Origin of the sequence: Paenibacillus thermoaerophilus (genome assembly GCF_005938195.1) — a bacterium.
GTDB lineage: Bacteria > Bacillota > Bacilli > Paenibacillales > Reconciliibacillaceae > Paenibacillus_W > Paenibacillus_W thermoaerophilus.
Map to the genome: position 1 here is coordinate 1 of NZ_VCQZ01000013.1, position 16,910 is coordinate 16,910.

Annotated in this window: 15 protein-coding genes; all 15 read left to right on the top strand. The window is 59.0% G+C overall.

The genetic code is table 11. The features are described from left to right. Nucleotides 1–241: 241 nt before the first annotated feature. On the top strand, nucleotides 242–1,003 hold the full coding sequence (locus tag FE781_RS10315) for a threonine/serine exporter family protein (protein ID WP_138789549.1): 762 nt from the start codon (nucleotides 242–244) through the stop codon (nucleotides 1,001–1,003). A gap of 9 nt (nucleotides 1,004–1,012) precedes the next feature. Then, the gene (locus FE781_RS10320; protein ID WP_170209508.1) at nucleotides 1,013–1,447 is read left to right on the top strand and encodes a threonine/serine exporter family protein; all 435 of its coding nucleotides are present in this window, start codon (nucleotides 1,013–1,015) and stop codon (nucleotides 1,445–1,447) included. Nucleotides 1,448–1,752: 305 nt separating this feature from the next. Next, nucleotides 1,753–2,760 carry a Gfo/Idh/MocA family protein gene (locus FE781_RS10325; protein WP_138789551.1) on the top strand — a complete coding sequence of 336 codons (1,008 nt, stop codon included), beginning with the start codon at nucleotides 1,753–1,755 and terminating at the stop codon, nucleotides 2,758–2,760. A 195-nt stretch (nucleotides 2,761–2,955) separates the two neighbouring features. After that, a complete protein-coding gene (locus tag FE781_RS10330) occupies nucleotides 2,956–4,395 on the top strand; it encodes an ABC transporter substrate-binding protein/permease (RefSeq protein WP_138789552.1) in 1,440 nt (479 codons plus the stop codon). Then, nucleotides 4,388–5,110 carry an amino acid ABC transporter ATP-binding protein gene (locus tag FE781_RS10335; protein WP_138789553.1) on the top strand — a complete coding sequence of 241 codons (723 nt, stop codon included), beginning with the start codon at nucleotides 4,388–4,390 and terminating at the stop codon, nucleotides 5,108–5,110. The genes FE781_RS10330 and FE781_RS10335 overlap by 8 nt, the downstream gene beginning before the upstream one ends. Before the next feature lie 62 nt (nucleotides 5,111–5,172). Next, the gene (locus FE781_RS10340; protein ID WP_138789554.1) at nucleotides 5,173–5,598 is read left to right on the top strand and encodes an SRPBCC family protein; all 426 of its coding nucleotides are present in this window, start codon (nucleotides 5,173–5,175) and stop codon (nucleotides 5,596–5,598) included. Between the two features lie 885 nt (nucleotides 5,599–6,483). Then, nucleotides 6,484–7,653 carry a group II intron reverse transcriptase/maturase gene (gene ltrA / locus FE781_RS10345; protein ID WP_138789555.1) on the top strand — a complete coding sequence of 390 codons (1,170 nt, stop codon included), beginning with the start codon at nucleotides 6,484–6,486 and terminating at the stop codon, nucleotides 7,651–7,653. Nucleotides 7,654–8,333: 680 nt separating this feature from the next. Beyond that, on the top strand, nucleotides 8,334–9,908 hold the full coding sequence (locus tag FE781_RS10350; RefSeq protein ID WP_138789556.1) for an AraC family transcriptional regulator: 1,575 nt from the start codon (nucleotides 8,334–8,336) through the stop codon (nucleotides 9,906–9,908). A gap of 119 nt (nucleotides 9,909–10,027) precedes the next feature. Further along, the gene (locus FE781_RS10355) at nucleotides 10,028–10,594 is read left to right on the top strand and encodes a nitroreductase family protein (protein WP_138789557.1); all 567 of its coding nucleotides are present in this window, start codon (nucleotides 10,028–10,030) and stop codon (nucleotides 10,592–10,594) included. Nucleotides 10,595–10,610: 16 nt separating this feature from the next. After that, a complete protein-coding gene (locus FE781_RS10360) occupies nucleotides 10,611–11,564 on the top strand; it encodes an ABC transporter permease (protein ID WP_138789558.1) in 954 nt (317 codons plus the stop codon). After that, complete coding sequence (locus FE781_RS10365) at nucleotides 11,554–12,501, top strand: iron chelate uptake ABC transporter family permease subunit (RefSeq protein ID WP_138789559.1); 948 nt, start codon at nucleotides 11,554–11,556, stop codon at nucleotides 12,499–12,501. Before FE781_RS10360 ends, FE781_RS10365 begins: the two co-directional genes overlap by 11 nt. Next, nucleotides 12,498–13,256, top strand: a complete 759-nt coding sequence (locus FE781_RS10370; RefSeq protein ID WP_138789560.1) for an iron ABC transporter ATP-binding protein — start codon at nucleotides 12,498–12,500, stop codon at nucleotides 13,254–13,256. Before FE781_RS10365 ends, FE781_RS10370 begins: the two co-directional genes overlap by 4 nt. Before the next feature lie 49 nt (nucleotides 13,257–13,305). Further along, nucleotides 13,306–14,298 carry a siderophore ABC transporter substrate-binding protein gene (locus FE781_RS10375; protein WP_138789561.1) on the top strand — a complete coding sequence of 331 codons (993 nt, stop codon included), beginning with the start codon at nucleotides 13,306–13,308 and terminating at the stop codon, nucleotides 14,296–14,298. Nucleotides 14,299–14,451: 153 nt separating this feature from the next. Next, on the top strand, nucleotides 14,452–15,120 hold the full coding sequence (locus tag FE781_RS10380; RefSeq protein WP_138789562.1) for a response regulator transcription factor: 669 nt from the start codon (nucleotides 14,452–14,454) through the stop codon (nucleotides 15,118–15,120). Then, on the top strand, nucleotides 15,120–16,484 hold the full coding sequence (locus tag FE781_RS10385; protein ID WP_138789563.1) for a sensor histidine kinase: 1,365 nt from the start codon (nucleotides 15,120–15,122) through the stop codon (nucleotides 16,482–16,484). The genes FE781_RS10380 and FE781_RS10385 overlap by 1 nt, the downstream gene beginning before the upstream one ends. Nucleotides 16,485–16,910: the final 426 nt, after the last annotated feature.

The window sequence follows — 16,910 nt, forward strand, 5'->3', positions numbered from 1 at the left end:
CAGAAGACAACAACAGGATAACACAAAAACAACAACCGTCCAAGTCACTGGAACGGGCGGCTACGCAAATTAACAAAGTGACATTTTTACAGACGAGTTAAGGTGACATTTTCACAGACGCTTGACAGGGGGAGCCGCATGAAGATCATCCTCCGGCGCATCGCCCGCGAAGGCCGCGACCGGTTGGACGATTGCGAGTTCCGGTTATAATAGAGAGAGTATGAGAATGGGAGAGGGCTTGATGGGTCAATCTGCCGATACATCGTATGAGATAACCGAGCTCTGCCTGTTGGCGGGCAAGATCATGCTGCAAAGCGGAGGGGAGACGTACCGGGTCGAGGATACGATGATGCGGATCGCCGCAGCGTGCGGATATCCGGAGTCTCAAAGCTTCGTAACGCCGACCGGGATCATCTTCACTGTCAACGGCCTCAATCCGAGCACGCGATTGGTGCGGATCTTGGAGCGCTCCACCGATCTGCACAAAGTTACGAGGGTCAACGACATTTCCCGCCGGATCGCGAGAGGAGAGCTGGACGTTCCGGGGGCGCTCCGGCTGCTGAAGGAGATTGAGAGCGGCAAGCCCGCTTATCCGGAGTGGCTGCAGGCGATTGCCGCCGCCGTGGCGAGCGGGTGCTTTCTCATCCTGTTTCAGGGAGGCTGGAGCAATTTCCTTCCGGCGGCGCTGGCCGGCGGTCTGGGGTTCGCATTGCTGATCTACCTTCACCGGCTGGTGCAAATCCGCTTTTTCGCGGAGTTTCTGGCCTCCCTCGTGATCGGCGCGATATCCGAGGGGTTCGTCCGGATCGGCTTCGGAAGCAACCTGGACCAGATTATTATCGGATCGGTCATGCCGCTTGTGCCCGGTCTGCTGATTACGAACGCGGTGCGAGACTTGATGGCGGGACATCTCGTGTCCGGGCTGTCCAAGGGGGCGGAGGCGTTCCTGACGGCCACCGCCATCGGCTCCGGAATCGCGATCGTGCTCGCTGTTTTCAATTAGGGGGTGCGCATGATGATCGAACAACTGGCCACCGGCTTTATCGCCTCGGCGGCGTTCGGACTCATCTTCCAGGTGCCGAGACGGGCGCTCGTTCAATGCGGCGTCGTCGGGATGCTGGGATGGATGCTCTATGCCGAGCTGGCGGAGTGGTCTGTCAATCCCATTGTCGCCACGTGGGCGGCGGCGGTGTTCGTCACGGCGCTGAGCCAGTTCTTGGCAAGGGTGTACCGGATGCCGATTATCGTGTTCAGCGTATCGGGAATCATCCCGCTGGTGCCCGGCGGACTGGCTTACGGCGCCATGCGCCATGTCGTCGAGAACGAATACGGCCTGGCCGTGCAATTGGGCACGAAGGCGTTCATGATCTCGGGAGCGATTGCCGTCGGGCTTGTGTTTTCCGAGGTGCTCGATCAGATCATCGGGCGGTCGCGGCAGCGGACGTAACGGTGCCGGAGCCGGCCCAACGAAGCGTGAAGCGAATAAAAGAACCTTCGGTCGCTTACATGCGGGCCGAAGGTTTCTTTTTTTGCAGGTTATGAATGATCACGCTATAATGGTTCATCGGCTGCAATCGGGGCCAGAACGAATCGGGCGCGAGACGTTCAAATGGGAGGTTGTTCCGCTCGGCGGCTGCCGAGTTTTCGTGTATACTGTATCACGAAACGTCGGACGCCGATGAACAGCTGCCGGCCCCGTAAGGCTGGCGCGGATGGGCGCAGCCGACCCGGAGTTGCAGGAGGCAGATCAGCATGATACGATTCGGCATCATCGGCACCAATCGGATTACGGAATGGTTTCTGGAGGCGGCGAAGCAGGTCCGGCATTTCGAGCTTGCCGCCGTCTACTCCCGGACGGAGGAGCGGGCGCGGGAGTTCGCGGACAAGCACGGCGCATCCGCCATCTTCACCGATCTGAATGAAATGGCCCGGAGCGACAAGATCGACGCCGTGTATATCGCAAGCCCGAATGCGTTCCACGCGCGGCAGGCGATCGCGCTCATGCGGGGCGGCAAGCATGTGTTGTGCGAGAAGCCGATCGCTTCCAACGCCAAGGAGCTGCGGGCGATGATCGAGGTGGCCCTGGAACGCGGCGTGCTTCTGATGGAAGCGATGAAATCGACCGTCATGCCGAATTTCGACGCGGTTCGGGAGAATCTGCACAAGCTCGGCAAAGTGCGGAGGTATTTCGCCTCCTATTGTCAATACTCCTCCCGCTACGACGCCTACAAGCAGGGGACCGTGATGAACGCGTTTCGGCCGGAGCTGTCCAACGGGTCCTTGATGGATATCGGCGTTTATTGCCTTTATCCGCTGGTCGTGCTGTTCGGCAAGCCCGACAGCGTGAAGGCCAGCGCCGTCATTCTTGAATCGGGCGTGGACGGGGAGGGCAGCCTGCTCCTGAACTACGGGGATATGGAGGCGGTCATCCAGCATTCCAAGATTACGAATTCGCATCTCCCCTCGGAGATTCAGGGGGAAGCCGGAAATATGCTGATCGAGAAGATCAGCCAGCCGGAGCGCGTGCGTATCGTGTACCGGGACGGCGGCTCGGAGGAGCTGACGAGGCCGCAGGCGGAGCACACGATGCTGTACGAGGTGCAGTCTTTTATCGAGCTGATCCGCAGCGGCCGCACGGAGTCGCCGGTCAATTCCCACGCCAACTCGCTGGCCGTGATGGAGATTATGGACGAGGCGCGCCGTCAGATCGGGCTCGTCTTTCCGGCGGATCTCGAGGGAGAGCGGGCGGAGAATGCTTGAGGATGATTCGTCGGCGTCGCGGACGCTGCAGCTATGCCTAATGGAGGTTCTTTCTCTGCCTATCGAAATGCGGAGCGCAGACCGTTTCGGCGCTTCTTGTTGCGTCCAGGCGGACGCCGGATGAATCAGAGCCTTTTTTGGGGGAATCTAGCCAGATAAGACCGGTCGCTTGAACCGGACATGCAGGAGGTTTCAATGAACATTCGTTGGTTCGCACGATTAGCCGCCGCCGCGCTCGTATTGGTGCTTCTGACGGCGGCCGCGCCCAAAGCGGGGGGCAAAGACAAGCTGATCATGGGCACATCCCCCGACTACCCGCCGTATGAGAGCATCGACGCGCAAGGAGGCGGCCGGGTCGTCGGTCTGGATGTGGACATCGCCCGGTCGATCGCGGACAAGCTCGGCTACGAGCTGGAGATATCGGGGATGGATTTTAACGGCCTGATCGCGGCCTTGCAGGCGAAGCGGGTCGATTTCGTCATGTCCGCGATGTCGGTGACGGAGGAGCGCAAGCAGAACGTCGCCTTCACGGACAGCTATTATATCGCCCGCAACACGATCGTCTCTCTCAAAGACAAACCGTACGCCTCGCTCGAAGAGCTGGCGGGCAAGCGGGTCGGAGCTCAGTTGGGTTCGGTGCAGGACGAAGTGTTAAGCGGGCTCTCCCAGGTGTCCGATAAGGTCCGGCTGAACAAAATATCCGATCTGATCCAGGAGATCAAGGCCGGCCGGCTGGACGCGGCAATTATCGAGGATGCGGTCGCGGCCGGCATGACGGGGGCGAACCCCGATCTGAGCTTCACGATGATCGACCCGGCTCCCGGCGACCAGGGGTATGCGATCGCTTTCCCCAAGGGCTCTCCGCTGCTGGCGCAGTTCAACGAGCAGTTGGCGGTCATGAAGGCGAACGGCGAGCTCCAGGCAATTATCGATAAATGGTTCGGAACGGTATCCAAGTCTGCCAAGGAAGACAGAGGCTTCCTCGACTTCACCGTGCTTGACGGATATGTCGGCTACATCCTTCGCGGGGTGTCAGTCACGCTGCTGTTCAGCCTCGTGTCCGCGCTCGGCGGGTTGGTTTGGGGCACGGTGCTTACGCTGTTTAAAATATCCGAGATTCGCCCGCTGAAGTGGTTTTCGACGGTGTACACTTCCGTCTTTCGCGGAACGCCGCTATTGCTGCAACTGGCGATTCTGTATTTCGCGACGCCCCAGTTGATCGGCTACGATATTTCCCCGCTGATGGCCGCAGGTCTTGCCTTCGGCCTGAACTCGGCCGCTTATTTGTCCGAGACGATACGCGGAGGTCTGATGGCGGTGGACAAAGGACAGCGTGAAGCGGCGATGGCGCTGGGGTTGTCCTACGGCACGACGATGACGCATATTTTGTTCCCCCAAGCGATCAAAAATATTCTGCCCGCCCTCGTGAACGAGCTGGTCGCCTTGGTGAAGGAGTCGTCGCTCGTCTCGGTTATCGGGGTGGCGGATCTGATGCGGCGCGCAAGCGTCGTGCAAGCCGAGACGTTCCGGGCGTTCGAGCCGCTGCTGCTCGTAGGGGCGATCTATTACGTGCTGGTGCTTGCGCTTGCTTCGTGCGCCCGGCTGTTGGAGAGGAGGCTGCGCGTCAGTGATTAAGATCGAAGGACTGACCAAATCGTATGGCAAACATGAAGTGCTGCGGGGGATCACGACCACCGTGGAGCGGGGAGAGGTGGTAGCCGTCATCGGCCCGTCCGGATCGGGCAAGTCGACTTTTTTGCGCTGCCTCAATCTGCTGGAAATACCGTCTTCCGGGCGCATCGTCTTCGACGGAATCGACATTACCGCCCGCAGCGCCGATCTGATGCGCATCCGCCAGCGGATCGGCATGGTGTTTCAGCATTTTCACCTGTTCCCGCACATGAAGGTGCTCGACAACATCACGTTCGCCCCGATGCGAGTGAAGGGGCTGTCCCGCGAGAAGGCGGTCGAGCTGGCGATGGAGCTGCTGGAGCGCGTCGGCTTGAAGGACAAGGCGGACGTGTACCCGTCGCGGCTGTCCGGCGGCCAGAAGCAGCGGATCGCGATCGCCCGCAGCCTGGCGATGCAGCCCGATGCGATGCTGTTCGACGAGCCGACGTCGGCGCTCGATCCGGAGATGGTGAAAGAGGTGCTCTCCGTTATCCGCGACTTGGCCTCCTCCGGCATGACCATGCTCGTGGTCACGCACGAGATGAAGTTTGCCCGCGAGGCGGCGAGCCAGATTTATTTCATGGACGAAGGGCGGTTAGTGGAAAAAGCACGGCCGGAATCGTTCTTCGCCAAGCCGCAGAGCGAGCGCGCCGCCCGGTTTTTGGAAAGGGTGCTGTAGCCGAATTGGAACCGTAAAGATCCATATCGTGTATGGGACGGACAAGAGGAGGATTTCGAGACATGGACCAGAGAACGTCCGGTCAGCTTCCGGATATTCGCAAGTCGCTGCTGCTGAAGGCTCCGGTCGGCAAGGTATGGGAGGCCGTCGCCACCTCCGAAGGGATCGCGGCATGGTTTATGCCCAATACATTCAAGCCGGAGCTGGGCTATGACTTTCAATTAAACGCCGGGCCGTACGGCATGTCGCCCTGCAAGGTCACGGAACTGAATCCGCCCAACCGGCTGTCGTTCGCTTGGGGCGAAGCATGGACCCTTACGTTCGAGCTGAAGGAGAGGGAAGGCGGAACGGAATTCACGTTGATCCACGGCGGTTGGAGCGAGGAGAAGGCAACCGAATTCGGAGAGCCCCACTCGGTCGTGCGCGACCGGATGGATCAGGGCTGGAGCGGCCTGACGGAGAAGCTGCGGGCGCATGTCGAAGGCTGAACAGGCGGATTCGCCAAGCCGGAGAGGTTCGGGGCCATCGCCAGCCCGGTTTGCCGCCGGCTGTTTCGGATGTGGGGCGACGGCGATTGCCGACATGTCCCCGGTGAGCCGGGAGAGCGGCGGATCTGACAGACGCGGGACTGCCGACCGGGCGCGCCATTGGCCGGGAGCGCCGTTGCCGGCCGGACCGGGAGCCGCGGCCGGAGCTGAAACGTTGGCCGGCCGATTACGGGCCTGTCGGGACCAAGAGCCGTCGCCTGAAACGTCTGGGGGAGCGGGCGCCCGGGTAGGGAAAGGAAAGGAATCAAGCTTACGGAGAGAAGAGACGCTCCATGCGTCTCTTTTTGTTGTCTTGCGCGCCTAGCCAAGCTAGGCACAACTAGCCGGTGCAAGTCCGGTCGAGGTAAGAGCCAAGTCGCCTCGTAGCTGACGGGCAGCTGGTGGAGAGATCCTAAGGCTGAAGCCCCGTGACAAAGTAACTCCTGCGGGAGTGCGAGCAAATCAGCAGGCCGTAACATGAAGTGAATCCTGCCGCATCGTCAAAAAGAACCGAAAGGGACAAGAGAGAGCCGAGCCCCGGGGATATGGGTGAAGGCCATGGAACGCGTCAAGACCTTGGAAACGCAGCGCGGAAGAACTCTCCGGTGTAAAGGGATCGGCATGCTGAGAAAGTTGTGTCTGGAACTAGGGAGACCCTCCCCTGCACGGCAGACGCCGTAAAGAGTGACCTTATAAGCCCGAAAGGTGAAGTGGGAAGCTGCAGGAAGGGAGTCGGAGGGGGCCATATTACCTGAGAAGTGAGGACAACAAAACCTCATGGAGGGAAGGGCGGCGAAAGCCAATACCCCACTTTGTTCATGTGCCAGAGGAGGTAAGAGTCAGTGAATGCAGTCAAACCTGCTAACTACGCCAAAGCAAAAGCTCGACAACTCCAAAAACGCACTATACCTTGCGGCCAAGGGAAACCCGAGGCGGCGGTTTCACGCGCTGTACGACAAAGTGCACCGCGGCGATATTCTTTGGGAAGCATGGAAACGGGTCAAGGCGAACGGCGGAAGTGGCGGTGTGGATGGCGTAACCATCGAATACATCGTCAAGGAGTATGGTGAAGAACGATTCGTCAGCGAAATCCAGGACGCCTTAAGAAACGGAAAATATCATCCTCAGCCCGCAAGACGGAAGGAGATACCGAAGCAAGACGGCAAGATGCGTCCGCTGGGCATCCCCGTCATTCGGGACAGAGTCGTGCAAATGGCGACGAAGATGGTACTGGAGCCAATCTTTGAAGCGGACTTCAAGGACTGCTCTTACGGATTCCGGCCGAAGCGAAGCGCCCATGATGCAATTCGGCACATTCGGCGGGCAGTCAAGAAAGGCGTTTACTGGGTCGTGGACATCGACATCACCGGCTACTTTGACAACATACCGCACGGGAAGCTGATGCAACTGGTGGAACAGCGCATCAGCGACCGTAGGGAGCTGAAGCTGATTCGCAAATGGCTGAAAGCGGGGTTCGTGAAAGATGATCAGTTTCACGAGACCGAAATGGGCAGTCCGCAAGGCGGCGTCATCAGTCCGCTGCTGGCGAACATTTATCTGAACTACCTGGACACGATCTGGGAGAAGAAGTTCGCAGAAATCGGGACACTGGTGAGATACGCCGACGATCTTGTGGTCCTTTGCAAAACCAAAGAACAAGCCCTGAGGGCGATCGATGTCCTCAAAGCGGTATTCGCAAAGCTGGAACTGGAGATGAACAAGAAGAAGTCCAAGCTTGTAAACCTGTGGGGAGACGGGCAAGGCTCCGACTTTCTGGGGATGCATCACCGGAAAATACCAAAGAGGATGAAAGGGAACAAAGAAGTCTTCGTTCTTCGCAGCTATTACGGTTTGGACTCCTTTGCCGACAAATTCCTGAACAAAATCGACTGGTACATCCGTAAACGCCTCACTCTGTTCTGGAACAAGAAACACAATCGTCGAAACAAACACAGCAAGTCCGGGCAGACAGCCATTTTGGCCGAACTTGCCGGACTCAAGAAACTCGCCGGCTAAGGAAAGTATCGTAATGCCGAAGGAAGAAGAACATCGGAAAGCCGGATGAGGGAAAACCTCATGTCCGGTTTGATGAGGAGGGGCTGGAAGCCCAGCCCTTTACTCTGCTCGGCGGCTGTCGGATCTTCCTCGTTTAACGTCTCGTTCCGGGCAGGCGCTCCTGAATTGCAAATATACATGTCGTGGCGGCAATAGGGTGATGATCCGTAGATTGAAGTGCCAAAATACACCTTATTTGCGCCTCGTGCCGCTTTTTATGCGAAATTTTCGGCGCTGGAGTGTAATATTGCAGCCCGATTGGCGGAAATCACCGATTGCGGGCGGTTGGAGTGTAAAAACGCATTTCGAGGGTGAACAAAACCGCCCTCCCAGCGCTTCGAACCGTCCGTTTGCCGCCGTTCGGCCGCTGCCGGCGCCCGGGGCGGGCCGCATCGCGACCTGTCAGGCTGTCCGGCCGGGCGAGCGGAACCTCTTGATCGCGGCCGAATCCGCAGCGCGCCGCGTGGCGACGGTTCGCCCGAGGAGCGGCTCTCCGCACCGACCGATGGCCTACGGTTCGCCGTTGCGCCGCGGCTGGGGCCGGCCTGCGCGCGTATATTTGGCGGGAACCGGCTTGTGCCATTAAAATAAAACGTAACGAATAACGGATCGGCCATCCGACCGAAAAAGGTGAGGCTGACATGGGTTCTTCTGCGTCTCCCCGCGGACCCGATCTGCGCTATATCGATACGCGGGAAATAAGAATCGACAGGCAAGGCGTCCACGAACTGTCCCGGGGCGAATACCCGATGTTCGGGTTTGTCGCCAAAGGCTCCGTGAGAGTCACGCTGGAGATGGGTCTCCGTCCGGCGACGAGTCCGGTTAGTTACGGAGAAGTTTTTTTGCTGCCCCCGAACTGCCGGTGCACCGCGCAGAATAGCGACAAGCAGCCCTCCCGCCTGATCCTGATCCGGTTCCGGACGGAGGGCGGTGCGGAGCTGCCGCTCCCCGGCCGGCCGGAGAGGGGGGCCAAGGGCGGGAGCTTGAGGCTGCTCCGCGCCAGGATGCCCCGACTGCTGGCGTGGGTGCCGGATATGCTGGAAGCCGGTTCGGCGGAAGAGCCGACGGCCGCCTATTATCTCGCGCAGTCGCATCTCTACGCGATCGCCGCGGAGTTATGGACGTCGAACCGGACCTCCTCGGGGGCCGGCGGCCTGACCGACTACGTGCTGCAGGTCAAGCAGGACATGCTGAGAGATTGCCGGACGCCGATCGACGTCGAGGAGATCGCCCGCCTGTCGGGCGTCAGCTCGGCGAGATTTTATCGCGAGTTCAAGCTATTGACCGGGTTGACCCCGCTGCGGTACATGACCGCGGTCCGATTGAAGGAATCGCTGCGCCTCCTCGCGAACCGCCCGTCTTCGGTGGCCGAAGTGGCTCACGCGGTCGGCTATCCGGACGAGCTGTACTTCAGCCGTCTGTTCAAGAAGCACACGGGCTTGTCGCCGACTGACTATATGCTCCGCGCCAAGATCCGTGTCGCCAACCTGTGTCCCGTCTTCCGGGGCGACCTGTCCGTGCTCGGCATCACGCCCGTGCTGGAGCTGCCCCGGGAGTGGTACGGCGATCCGAACAAGGGAGAGTATATCAAGCGGGTGGAGCAATGCCGTCCCGATGTGATCTTCACCGCTCCCGTGCCCGACGACGTGTACGCCAAGCTGTCCCAGATTTGCCCTGTCGTGATGATTCAATGGAAGGGGTACTCCTGGAAGGAGCGTCTGCTCCAAATCAGCGGGACCTTGGGGCTGTCCGCCATCGCGGAACGCTGGCTGGCCGTTTTCCGGCAAAAAATCGACAATGCGCGGCTGCTGCTGCGGCGGCACCTGAAGGATCGGCCGTTTCTCGTCGTCAGCGCATACAGGGGACCGTTCTATCGGGTGTACGGCATGAAGCGCATCAAAGTGCGGGATCTGTTTTACGACGAGCTGCACTTGACCCCGCCGGAGGCGATCCGCGATCTCCATTTCCTCGACGCGAATTCCCTCAAGGATGTGGCCGCGCTGGATTGCGACCATGTCATCTTTCTGGTGCCGGAGACGATGGAGGAGGAAGAATGCATCCGGCTGGAGGAAGACTGGCTGCAACTGAAGCGGAGCCGCCGGAAGAAGCATATCATTCTCATCCGGCACGAAGATCCGCTCCTGTACAACGCGTCGTTTTACGATACTCTGGTCGATCAGTTCGTCACCTATTTGGCAATTCATCGGCTGTTATAGAAAAATCCATGCCCCGAACAGGAATGTCTATTCCGGTTTGGGGCTTTTCCATGTGAAAATGATTCTCGGTGAGAATCACTGATAATGATTATCAATTTTATCTTAAAGGGGTCGAACAGATGGAGTTGTCGACAGTCATCCGCGAAAGGCGCACCGTGCACCAGTTCGAAGACCGGCCCGTGCCGCTGGAGCTCGTCAAGGAGCTGCTCGATACGGCGGTCTGGGCGCCCAATCATAAGATGACGCAGCCCTGGAGGTTCGTGGTCGTGCATGGCGAAGGCCGACACCGGTTGGCCGATATCGCCAGATCCCTCGCGGAGAAGCGGGAGGCCGATCCGGAGAAGAGCAAGTCGCTGGGACAGAAGTTCTACGACCGCTTCATCTCCGTTCCGATGTACGTGGTAATCGTGATGCGGGAGGCGTCCGATCCGGTCGTGCGCGAGGAGGATTACGCGGCGACCAGTTGCGTCGCGCACAACTTCGGCTTGCTAGCGTGGGAGCGCGGAATCGGCATGGTCTGGGAGACGTATCCGCTGCTGCACGTGCCGGAATTCCGGGAGGCTCTCGGAGTCGGACCGGGCGAGAAAATTGTCGCCAGCATGCATGTCGGATATCCGGCCAAAATCCCGCCGGCGCAGCCGAGAAAACCGGCGGCCGAGCTGCTGACCGTGATCGATCAACCGTAAACGAGGGTTCGTGTTCATGAAACTGCGTTATCTTGCCTTTATTCTCCTTCTCCTGTCCCTGGTCTCCCTCTTTGTCGGGGTCAAGGAGATCAAGCCTTGGGACGTGTTCCGGCTAAGTCCGGATCAGCTTGAGGTGTTGTTCATCAGCCGCTTGCCCCGGCTGATCGCCATCCTGATCGCGGGAATCAGCATGGGAATCGCCGGATTGATCATGCAGCAGCTAAGCCGCAACAAGTTCGTCTCCCCGACGACGGGCGGCACGGACGATTCCGCCCGATTGGGCGTCATGGTCGCCCTGCTGCTGATGCCGGCGGCTCCCTCGATTCAGAAGATGCTGGTGGCTTTCGTCTTCGCCCTCGCGGGAACGTTCGTGTTCATGCGAATTCTCGACAAGGTGAAGTACAAAGACACGATTTTCATCCCGCTGGTCGGCCTGATGTTCGGCAATATCGTAACCGCGTTCACGACTTTCTTCGCGTACAAGTACGATCTCGTCCAGAGCCTGTCGGCCTGGATGCAGGGTAACTTCGCCCTGACGATCAAGGGCCGTTACGAGCTGCTGTACGTCAGCGTCCCGGTGGTTATCCTCGCGTACCTGTACGCCAACCGGTTCACGATCGCGGGCATGGGCGAGGACTTCTCGGTCAATCTCGGGTTGAGATACAAGCAGGTGGTTAACATCGGTCTGGTCATTGTGGCGCTTGTCTCCTCGGCCGTCATGCTGACCGTCGGCACGATCCCGTTTCTCGGGCTGATCATTCCCAACATCGTCACGATGTACAACGGCGACCACCTGAAGAAAAACTTGCCCCACACCGCCGTGTTGGGAGCCGTGTTCGTCCTGTTCTGCGACATCCTCGGACGCGTGATCATCTACCCGTTCGAGATTCCGATCGGGGTTACCGTCGGGGTGCTGGGGAGCGGCATTTTTCTGTACCTGCTGTTGAGGAGACGGGCATATGACGCATAAGGCCAAACTTATATCCTTATCCGTGCTGGCTTTGGCGGCGGTCGCGATCTTCATGACCGTCGGCGTCAGCGGCAACTGGGATTACGTGCTTCCGCGGAGAGGGTGGAAAGTCGCCGCAATGGCGCTGACCGGGGTGTGCATCGGCTTGGCGACCGTGCTCTTCCAGACGATGACGAACAACCGGATTTTGACGCCGAATATTATCGGGCTCGATTCCATGTACATGCTGGCCCAGACGGGCGTCGTCTATGTGTTCGGTTCGACGAACAAGCTGCTCGTCGATAACAACGCAAATTTCTTGTTGACGCTGACGTTGATGCTGGGCTTCACCGCGCTGCTGTACCGGTTGATGTTCAAAAGGGAAGGCAAGCATTTGTATTTTCTGATGCTGGTGGGCATCATTCTCGGCACGCTTCTCGGCAGCCTGACGACCTTCATGCAGGTGCTGATCGATCCGAACGAGTTCCTCGTGCTGCAAGGCCGGATGTTCGCGACGTTCAACAAAGTGCAGAGCGGGCTGACGGTCGTCTGTTCCGCGGTCGTCGTTCTGGCCGTCGCCTACTATTCGCGGCTGGCGAAGTTTATGGACGTTTTGTCGCTGGGCAAGGACCAGGCGATCAATCTCGGCGTGGATTATCCGGGGATCGTCAAGCGGCTGCTGCTCGTCATCTCGCTCCTGATCTCCGCCGCGACGGCGCTGGTCGGCCCGATCACGTTCCTCGGCTTGCTGACGGCAAACGTGACGTATGCGTTGATGAAGACGTACCGGCATTCCGTGCTGGTCCCCGGATGCATCCTCGTCACCGTTATCGCGCTGGTCGGCGGGCAACTGATCGTCGAGAGAGTGTTCGAGTTTACCGCTCCGCTCAGCGTCGTCATCAATCTGATCGGCGGCGTCTACTTCCTATACTTACTGTTGAGGGAGAACAAGTCATGATCGAAGTCCGGCAACTCTCCAAGCAATACGGCGAAAAAAGGGTCGTGGACAACGTCTCGGTCCGCATCGAAAAAGGCAAGATCACCTCGTTCATCGGCCCGAACGGCGCGGGCAAAAGCACACTGCTCTCGATGATGAGCCGGCTCGTCCCGAAGGATGCCGGGGAGGTGTGGATCGAAGGCAAGGAGATCGGCCAATACAAGAGCTCGGAGCTGGCGAAAAAAATCTCGATTCTCAAGCAGTCGAATCAAATCAGCGTGAGGCTTACGGTCAGGGAGCTCGTCTCGTTCGGACGGTTTCCGTATTCGCAGGGCAAGCTGACGAAGGACGACTGGAAGCACGTTGATGAAGCGATCGCGTACATGGAGCTTCAGGATCTGCAGAACCGCTTCCTCGATCAATTGAGCGGCGGCCAGAACCAACGGGCGTTTATCGCAATGACGATCGCCCAGAACACCGATTACGTGCTGCTCGACGAACCGCTGAATAATCTCGATATGCGTCACTCCGTCCAGATCATGAAGGTGCTGCGGCGGCTGGCCGACGAGCTGGGCAAAACCGTCGTCATCGTCATCCACGATATCAACTTCGCCTCCGTCTATTCCGACTTCATCGTCGCGCTCAAGGACGGCAAAGTGGTCAAGGAAGGCGCGAGGGAAAGCATCATCGAATCGTCCGTGCTGAAGGAAGTCTACGACATGGATATCCCGATCCAGACGGTGGACGGGGACCGGATCTGCGTGTATTTCAAATAAGGTTATCCGTTTCATTTCCATAAAAAACCAAAGGATAGGTGGGTTCCATATGAAAAGAAAATGGTCACTTACGGCTCTTGTTGTCTCGATGTCCCTGTTTGCGGCGGCCTGCGGCGGCGGGTCCGACTCGACCGGCGGTTCGGCTGCGTCGTCGAGTCCGTCGGCTTCGGCGGCATCCTCCCCATCGGCGGCTCCGCAGGAGCTGACGATCAAGCACCAGCTCGGCGAAGCAAAGGTGAAGGTCAATCCGCAGAAAGTGCTCGTATTCGACTACGGCGCGTTGGACACGCTGGATAAGCTGGGCGTCAACGTCACGGGCGTCGCGCAGAAGAACGTTCCGCCCTATCTGTCGAAATACAAAGACGCGAAATACGAAAACATCGGCACGCTGCAGGAGCCGGACTACGAGAAAATCAGCGCGTTGAAGCCGGATCTGATTCTGATCTCGGGCCGCCAGCAGACGGCATACCCGGAACTGAACAAAATCGCTCCGACGGTTTATGTCGGCGTCGACAATAAAAACTACATGGAGTCGTTCAAAACGAACATGAGAACGATCGGCCAAATTTTCGGGAAAACGGCGGAAGTCGAGGCCGAATTGACCAATATCGACAAGGCGGTCGAGGAGGTCAAGGCCAAAGCGGCGGCCAGCGGCAAAAACGGGCTGATCGTCCTCGCCAACGAAGGCGCCATCAGCGCGTTTGGCCCGGGTTCCCGGTTCGGCTTGATTCATGACGTGCTGGGCGTCCCGGCGGCAGAGAAAAACCTCGATTCCTCGACGCCGCACGGGCAAAGCGTCTCCTTCGAATTCATCGCGGAGAAAAATCCGGATTATCTGTTCGTCATCGACCGCGGGGCCGCTGTCGGCGGCACGCAAGGCGCCAACGCCAAAGCGCTGATCGAGAACGAGCTGGTGAAGAAGACGAAAGCGTACGCGAACAACAACATCGTATACCTCGATCAAAACTATTGGTATTTGTCCGGCGGCGGCCTGCTGTCGGTAGCCGAGATGATCGGCGAGATCAACAAAGCTCTGGAATAACCGCGCCGGACGTCCCCGGAGACGGACCCGCCCGCCAACGGCTTTTGGCCGAGGCGGGCAGGTCTTTTTTTAAACGGAATTTAACTTTTCTTATCCCGCGCCATTTCCTATGATGTAGGGAGAAAACCGGTTCAATAGATCGGAGGATGCGGCATGAAACGGATCTTGTATATAGAAGACGATCCCGAGATCGGACGCTGGACCAAGGAAGATCTCGAAAAACGCGGTTACGAGGTCGAATGGCTCACGACGGGAGAGGGCGCTGTGCAACGCGTGCGCGGGGCGGATCTTGTCGTGCTGGACGTGATGCTGCCGGGACTGGACGGCTTTACGATCGGACATCGGCTCAAGAAGGAGGCGCCCGACGTGCCGATTCTGATGCTGTCGGCGCGCACGTCCGTCGACGACAAACTGCAGGGGCTGCGCTTCGCCGACGATTATTTGACCAAGCCGTTTCATCCGGACGAGCTGGCCGCCCGGCTGGAGGTGCTTCTTCGGCGCTTCGGGCCTGTCGCGCAGGAAATCCGGTTAGGCCATCTCCTCATCGAGCCCGAGCTTCAGAGGGTGACGGATACCCGGACGGGAGAAGAAATTCCGCTGACGGCCAAGCAACTGCAAATTCTGCTGTATTTTCTCAAGCATCCGAACCAGATTTTGACGAAGGAGCAAATCTACGAAGCGGTATGGGGCGAGCCGTATATCGAGGGAGATAAAACCGTGATGGTTCATATCCGCTATCTGCGGGAGAAAATCGAGCTGGACCCGGGAGCACCGACGATTATCGAGACGATCCGCGGGCTCGGTTATCGGGTGAGGCTGTGATGTTCGGGCTGAAACATTCGTTGCTGGCCAAGTACATGCTGATTATTTTTGTGGCGCTCGTTCTGCTGCCGTTTATCTTTCCGGTCGCCTCGTTGATCATGTACCTGCCCGCCAACTTCGGGTATGGCGAGGCCGAAGCCGACAGCCGCTATGCCGACGGCTCCAGGCTCGAACAGATGTGGCACGCCGAAGCCGAAAAGCTGGGGGGCGCTTCGGACGAAGCGATTGCGCGGCGTCTTCGGGAACTGAAGGACGCTTATCCGGAAGCATCCGTGTACTGGGTGGACCGCAACGGCATTACCCGGGACCGGATTCCCGAAAATCCCGCGATTCCGGAGGTATGGTCGGCTTCCTACACCGTGCAGTTCATGAAGGAGCGCAGGGATGGCGATCCGTTCACGGTCGTGGCGTTTATCGGCAAGGAGCGGCAGGAAGGCTTCATGGTGTTCGAGCTGCCTCGGAAGCACATGAAGGGGCTGGGGGAAAGAATGTGGGAGGATTACAGCTTCGTCGTCATCATCGGCACGCTGGCGGTACTGGCTCTGTTCCTGCTCATCTCCCTGTTGTTCTTCAACCGCATCCGCCGGCGGCTTGTCCGGCTGCAGACGGCGATGACACGCCCGGGCGAGAACGGCATCCCGAGTCCCGTCGAAGTGATGCACATGGACGAGATCGGCCATCTGGAGACCGCGTTTAACGGTATGATCCGCAAACTGGAGGAGAGCCGGATTCGGGAGGCCGAGGAGGAGGCGCTGCGCCGGGAGCTGATCGCCAAGCTGTCGCACGATCTGCGCACGCCGCTGACGGCCATCCGAAGCCATGCCTACGGCTTGCGCAACGAGCCGCTGACGGAACGCGGCAAGGAATCGGTCGAGCTGATCGAACGCAAGATCGGGTATCTCGGCCAGCTCATCGAGAATTTGTTCTCCTACTCGCTGCTCTCCGCGGGCAAGTACCCGTATCGCCCGAAACGCGTGGATATCGTGCGCATGACGAAGACGCTCCTGGCCGGCTGGTACCCCCTGTTCGAACAGGAGGGCTTCGAGATCGATCCCGATCTGCCCGAGGAGCCCGTATACTGGGAGATCGATCCCGCCTGGCTGGAGCGCGTGCTGGACAATCATTTCCAGAACGTGCTCCGCCATGCGAAGTCCGGCCGGTACATCGGCGTAACCGTTACGCCCGACCACGGCGGGTCGATCGTCATCCGCGACCGCGGCCCCGGGATGGGCGGGGAATCGGCGGAGAAGGGGGCGGGTCTCGGCTTGTCGATTACGAGGCTGATGTTGAAGGAGATGCGTCTGCGCGGCGAGACGAGGACCGGACCGGGGGGGACGACGATCACGATCGGGCCCGAGCGATAAGATCGGGCGATTGCGGCGGCCGGGCGTCGGTTCGCCTCCGGGGCTGAAGCTCCTCGGGGCGCGGAGCGCGCGAGCGGTGCGCTTCGGAAGGGTGGAAGAGCGAAGGCGGAACAAGAGCGGGCCGCGGTGCCTTACGTGGGCGCTTTTCGTAGCTCTTCGAGAGTTAAGCTTATAAAAAATATCGTTAACCCTCCCAATGGGCCCGTCTGTGCCTGCGTTAGCGATATAAAAGATCGCAAAGGGGAGAAATGGGAGGGGGAGGCAGAGAAATCGGGGCCGTTGACGATAATTTTTATCGCAAAACTGGATTCCGGCCCAAGCATTTCGGGGGATAGCGATAAAACGTATCGTTAACCGGATCGCGCCGCCTGTTTTTAAACGGGATTTAAACGGAGCGTTGCCATTCGTTTAAACTTGGCCGGTTAC

What these genes read in the sequence shown, in the direction of transcription:
- ltrA (WP_138789555.1), top strand. Translation starts at nt 6,484, where the DNA reads ATGCAGTCAAACCTGCTAACTACGCCAAAGCAAAAGCTCGACAACTCC.
- FE781_RS10320 (WP_170209508.1), top strand. Translation starts at nt 1,013, where the DNA reads ATGATGATCGAACAACTGGCCACCGGCTTTATCGCCTCGGCGGCGTTC.
- FE781_RS10385 (WP_138789563.1), top strand. Translation starts at nt 15,120, where the DNA reads ATGTTCGGGCTGAAACATTCGTTGCTGGCCAAGTACATGCTGATTATT.
- FE781_RS10360 (WP_138789558.1), top strand. Translation starts at nt 10,611, where the DNA reads ATGAAACTGCGTTATCTTGCCTTTATTCTCCTTCTCCTGTCCCTGGTC.
- FE781_RS10330 (WP_138789552.1), top strand. Translation starts at nt 2,956, where the DNA reads ATGAACATTCGTTGGTTCGCACGATTAGCCGCCGCCGCGCTCGTATTG.
- FE781_RS10370 (WP_138789560.1), top strand. Translation starts at nt 12,498, where the DNA reads ATGATCGAAGTCCGGCAACTCTCCAAGCAATACGGCGAAAAAAGGGTC.
- FE781_RS10340 (WP_138789554.1), top strand. Translation starts at nt 5,173, where the DNA reads ATGGACCAGAGAACGTCCGGTCAGCTTCCGGATATTCGCAAGTCGCTG.
- FE781_RS10350 (WP_138789556.1), top strand. Translation starts at nt 8,334, where the DNA reads ATGGGTTCTTCTGCGTCTCCCCGCGGACCCGATCTGCGCTATATCGAT.
- FE781_RS10315 (WP_138789549.1), top strand. Translation starts at nt 242, where the DNA reads ATGGGTCAATCTGCCGATACATCGTATGAGATAACCGAGCTCTGCCTG.
- FE781_RS10365 (WP_138789559.1), top strand. Translation starts at nt 11,554, where the DNA reads ATGACGCATAAGGCCAAACTTATATCCTTATCCGTGCTGGCTTTGGCG.
- FE781_RS10325 (WP_138789551.1), top strand. Translation starts at nt 1,753, where the DNA reads ATGATACGATTCGGCATCATCGGCACCAATCGGATTACGGAATGGTTT.
- FE781_RS10355 (WP_138789557.1), top strand. Translation starts at nt 10,028, where the DNA reads ATGGAGTTGTCGACAGTCATCCGCGAAAGGCGCACCGTGCACCAGTTC.
- FE781_RS10380 (WP_138789562.1), top strand. Translation starts at nt 14,452, where the DNA reads ATGAAACGGATCTTGTATATAGAAGACGATCCCGAGATCGGACGCTGG.
- FE781_RS10375 (WP_138789561.1), top strand. Translation starts at nt 13,306, where the DNA reads ATGAAAAGAAAATGGTCACTTACGGCTCTTGTTGTCTCGATGTCCCTG.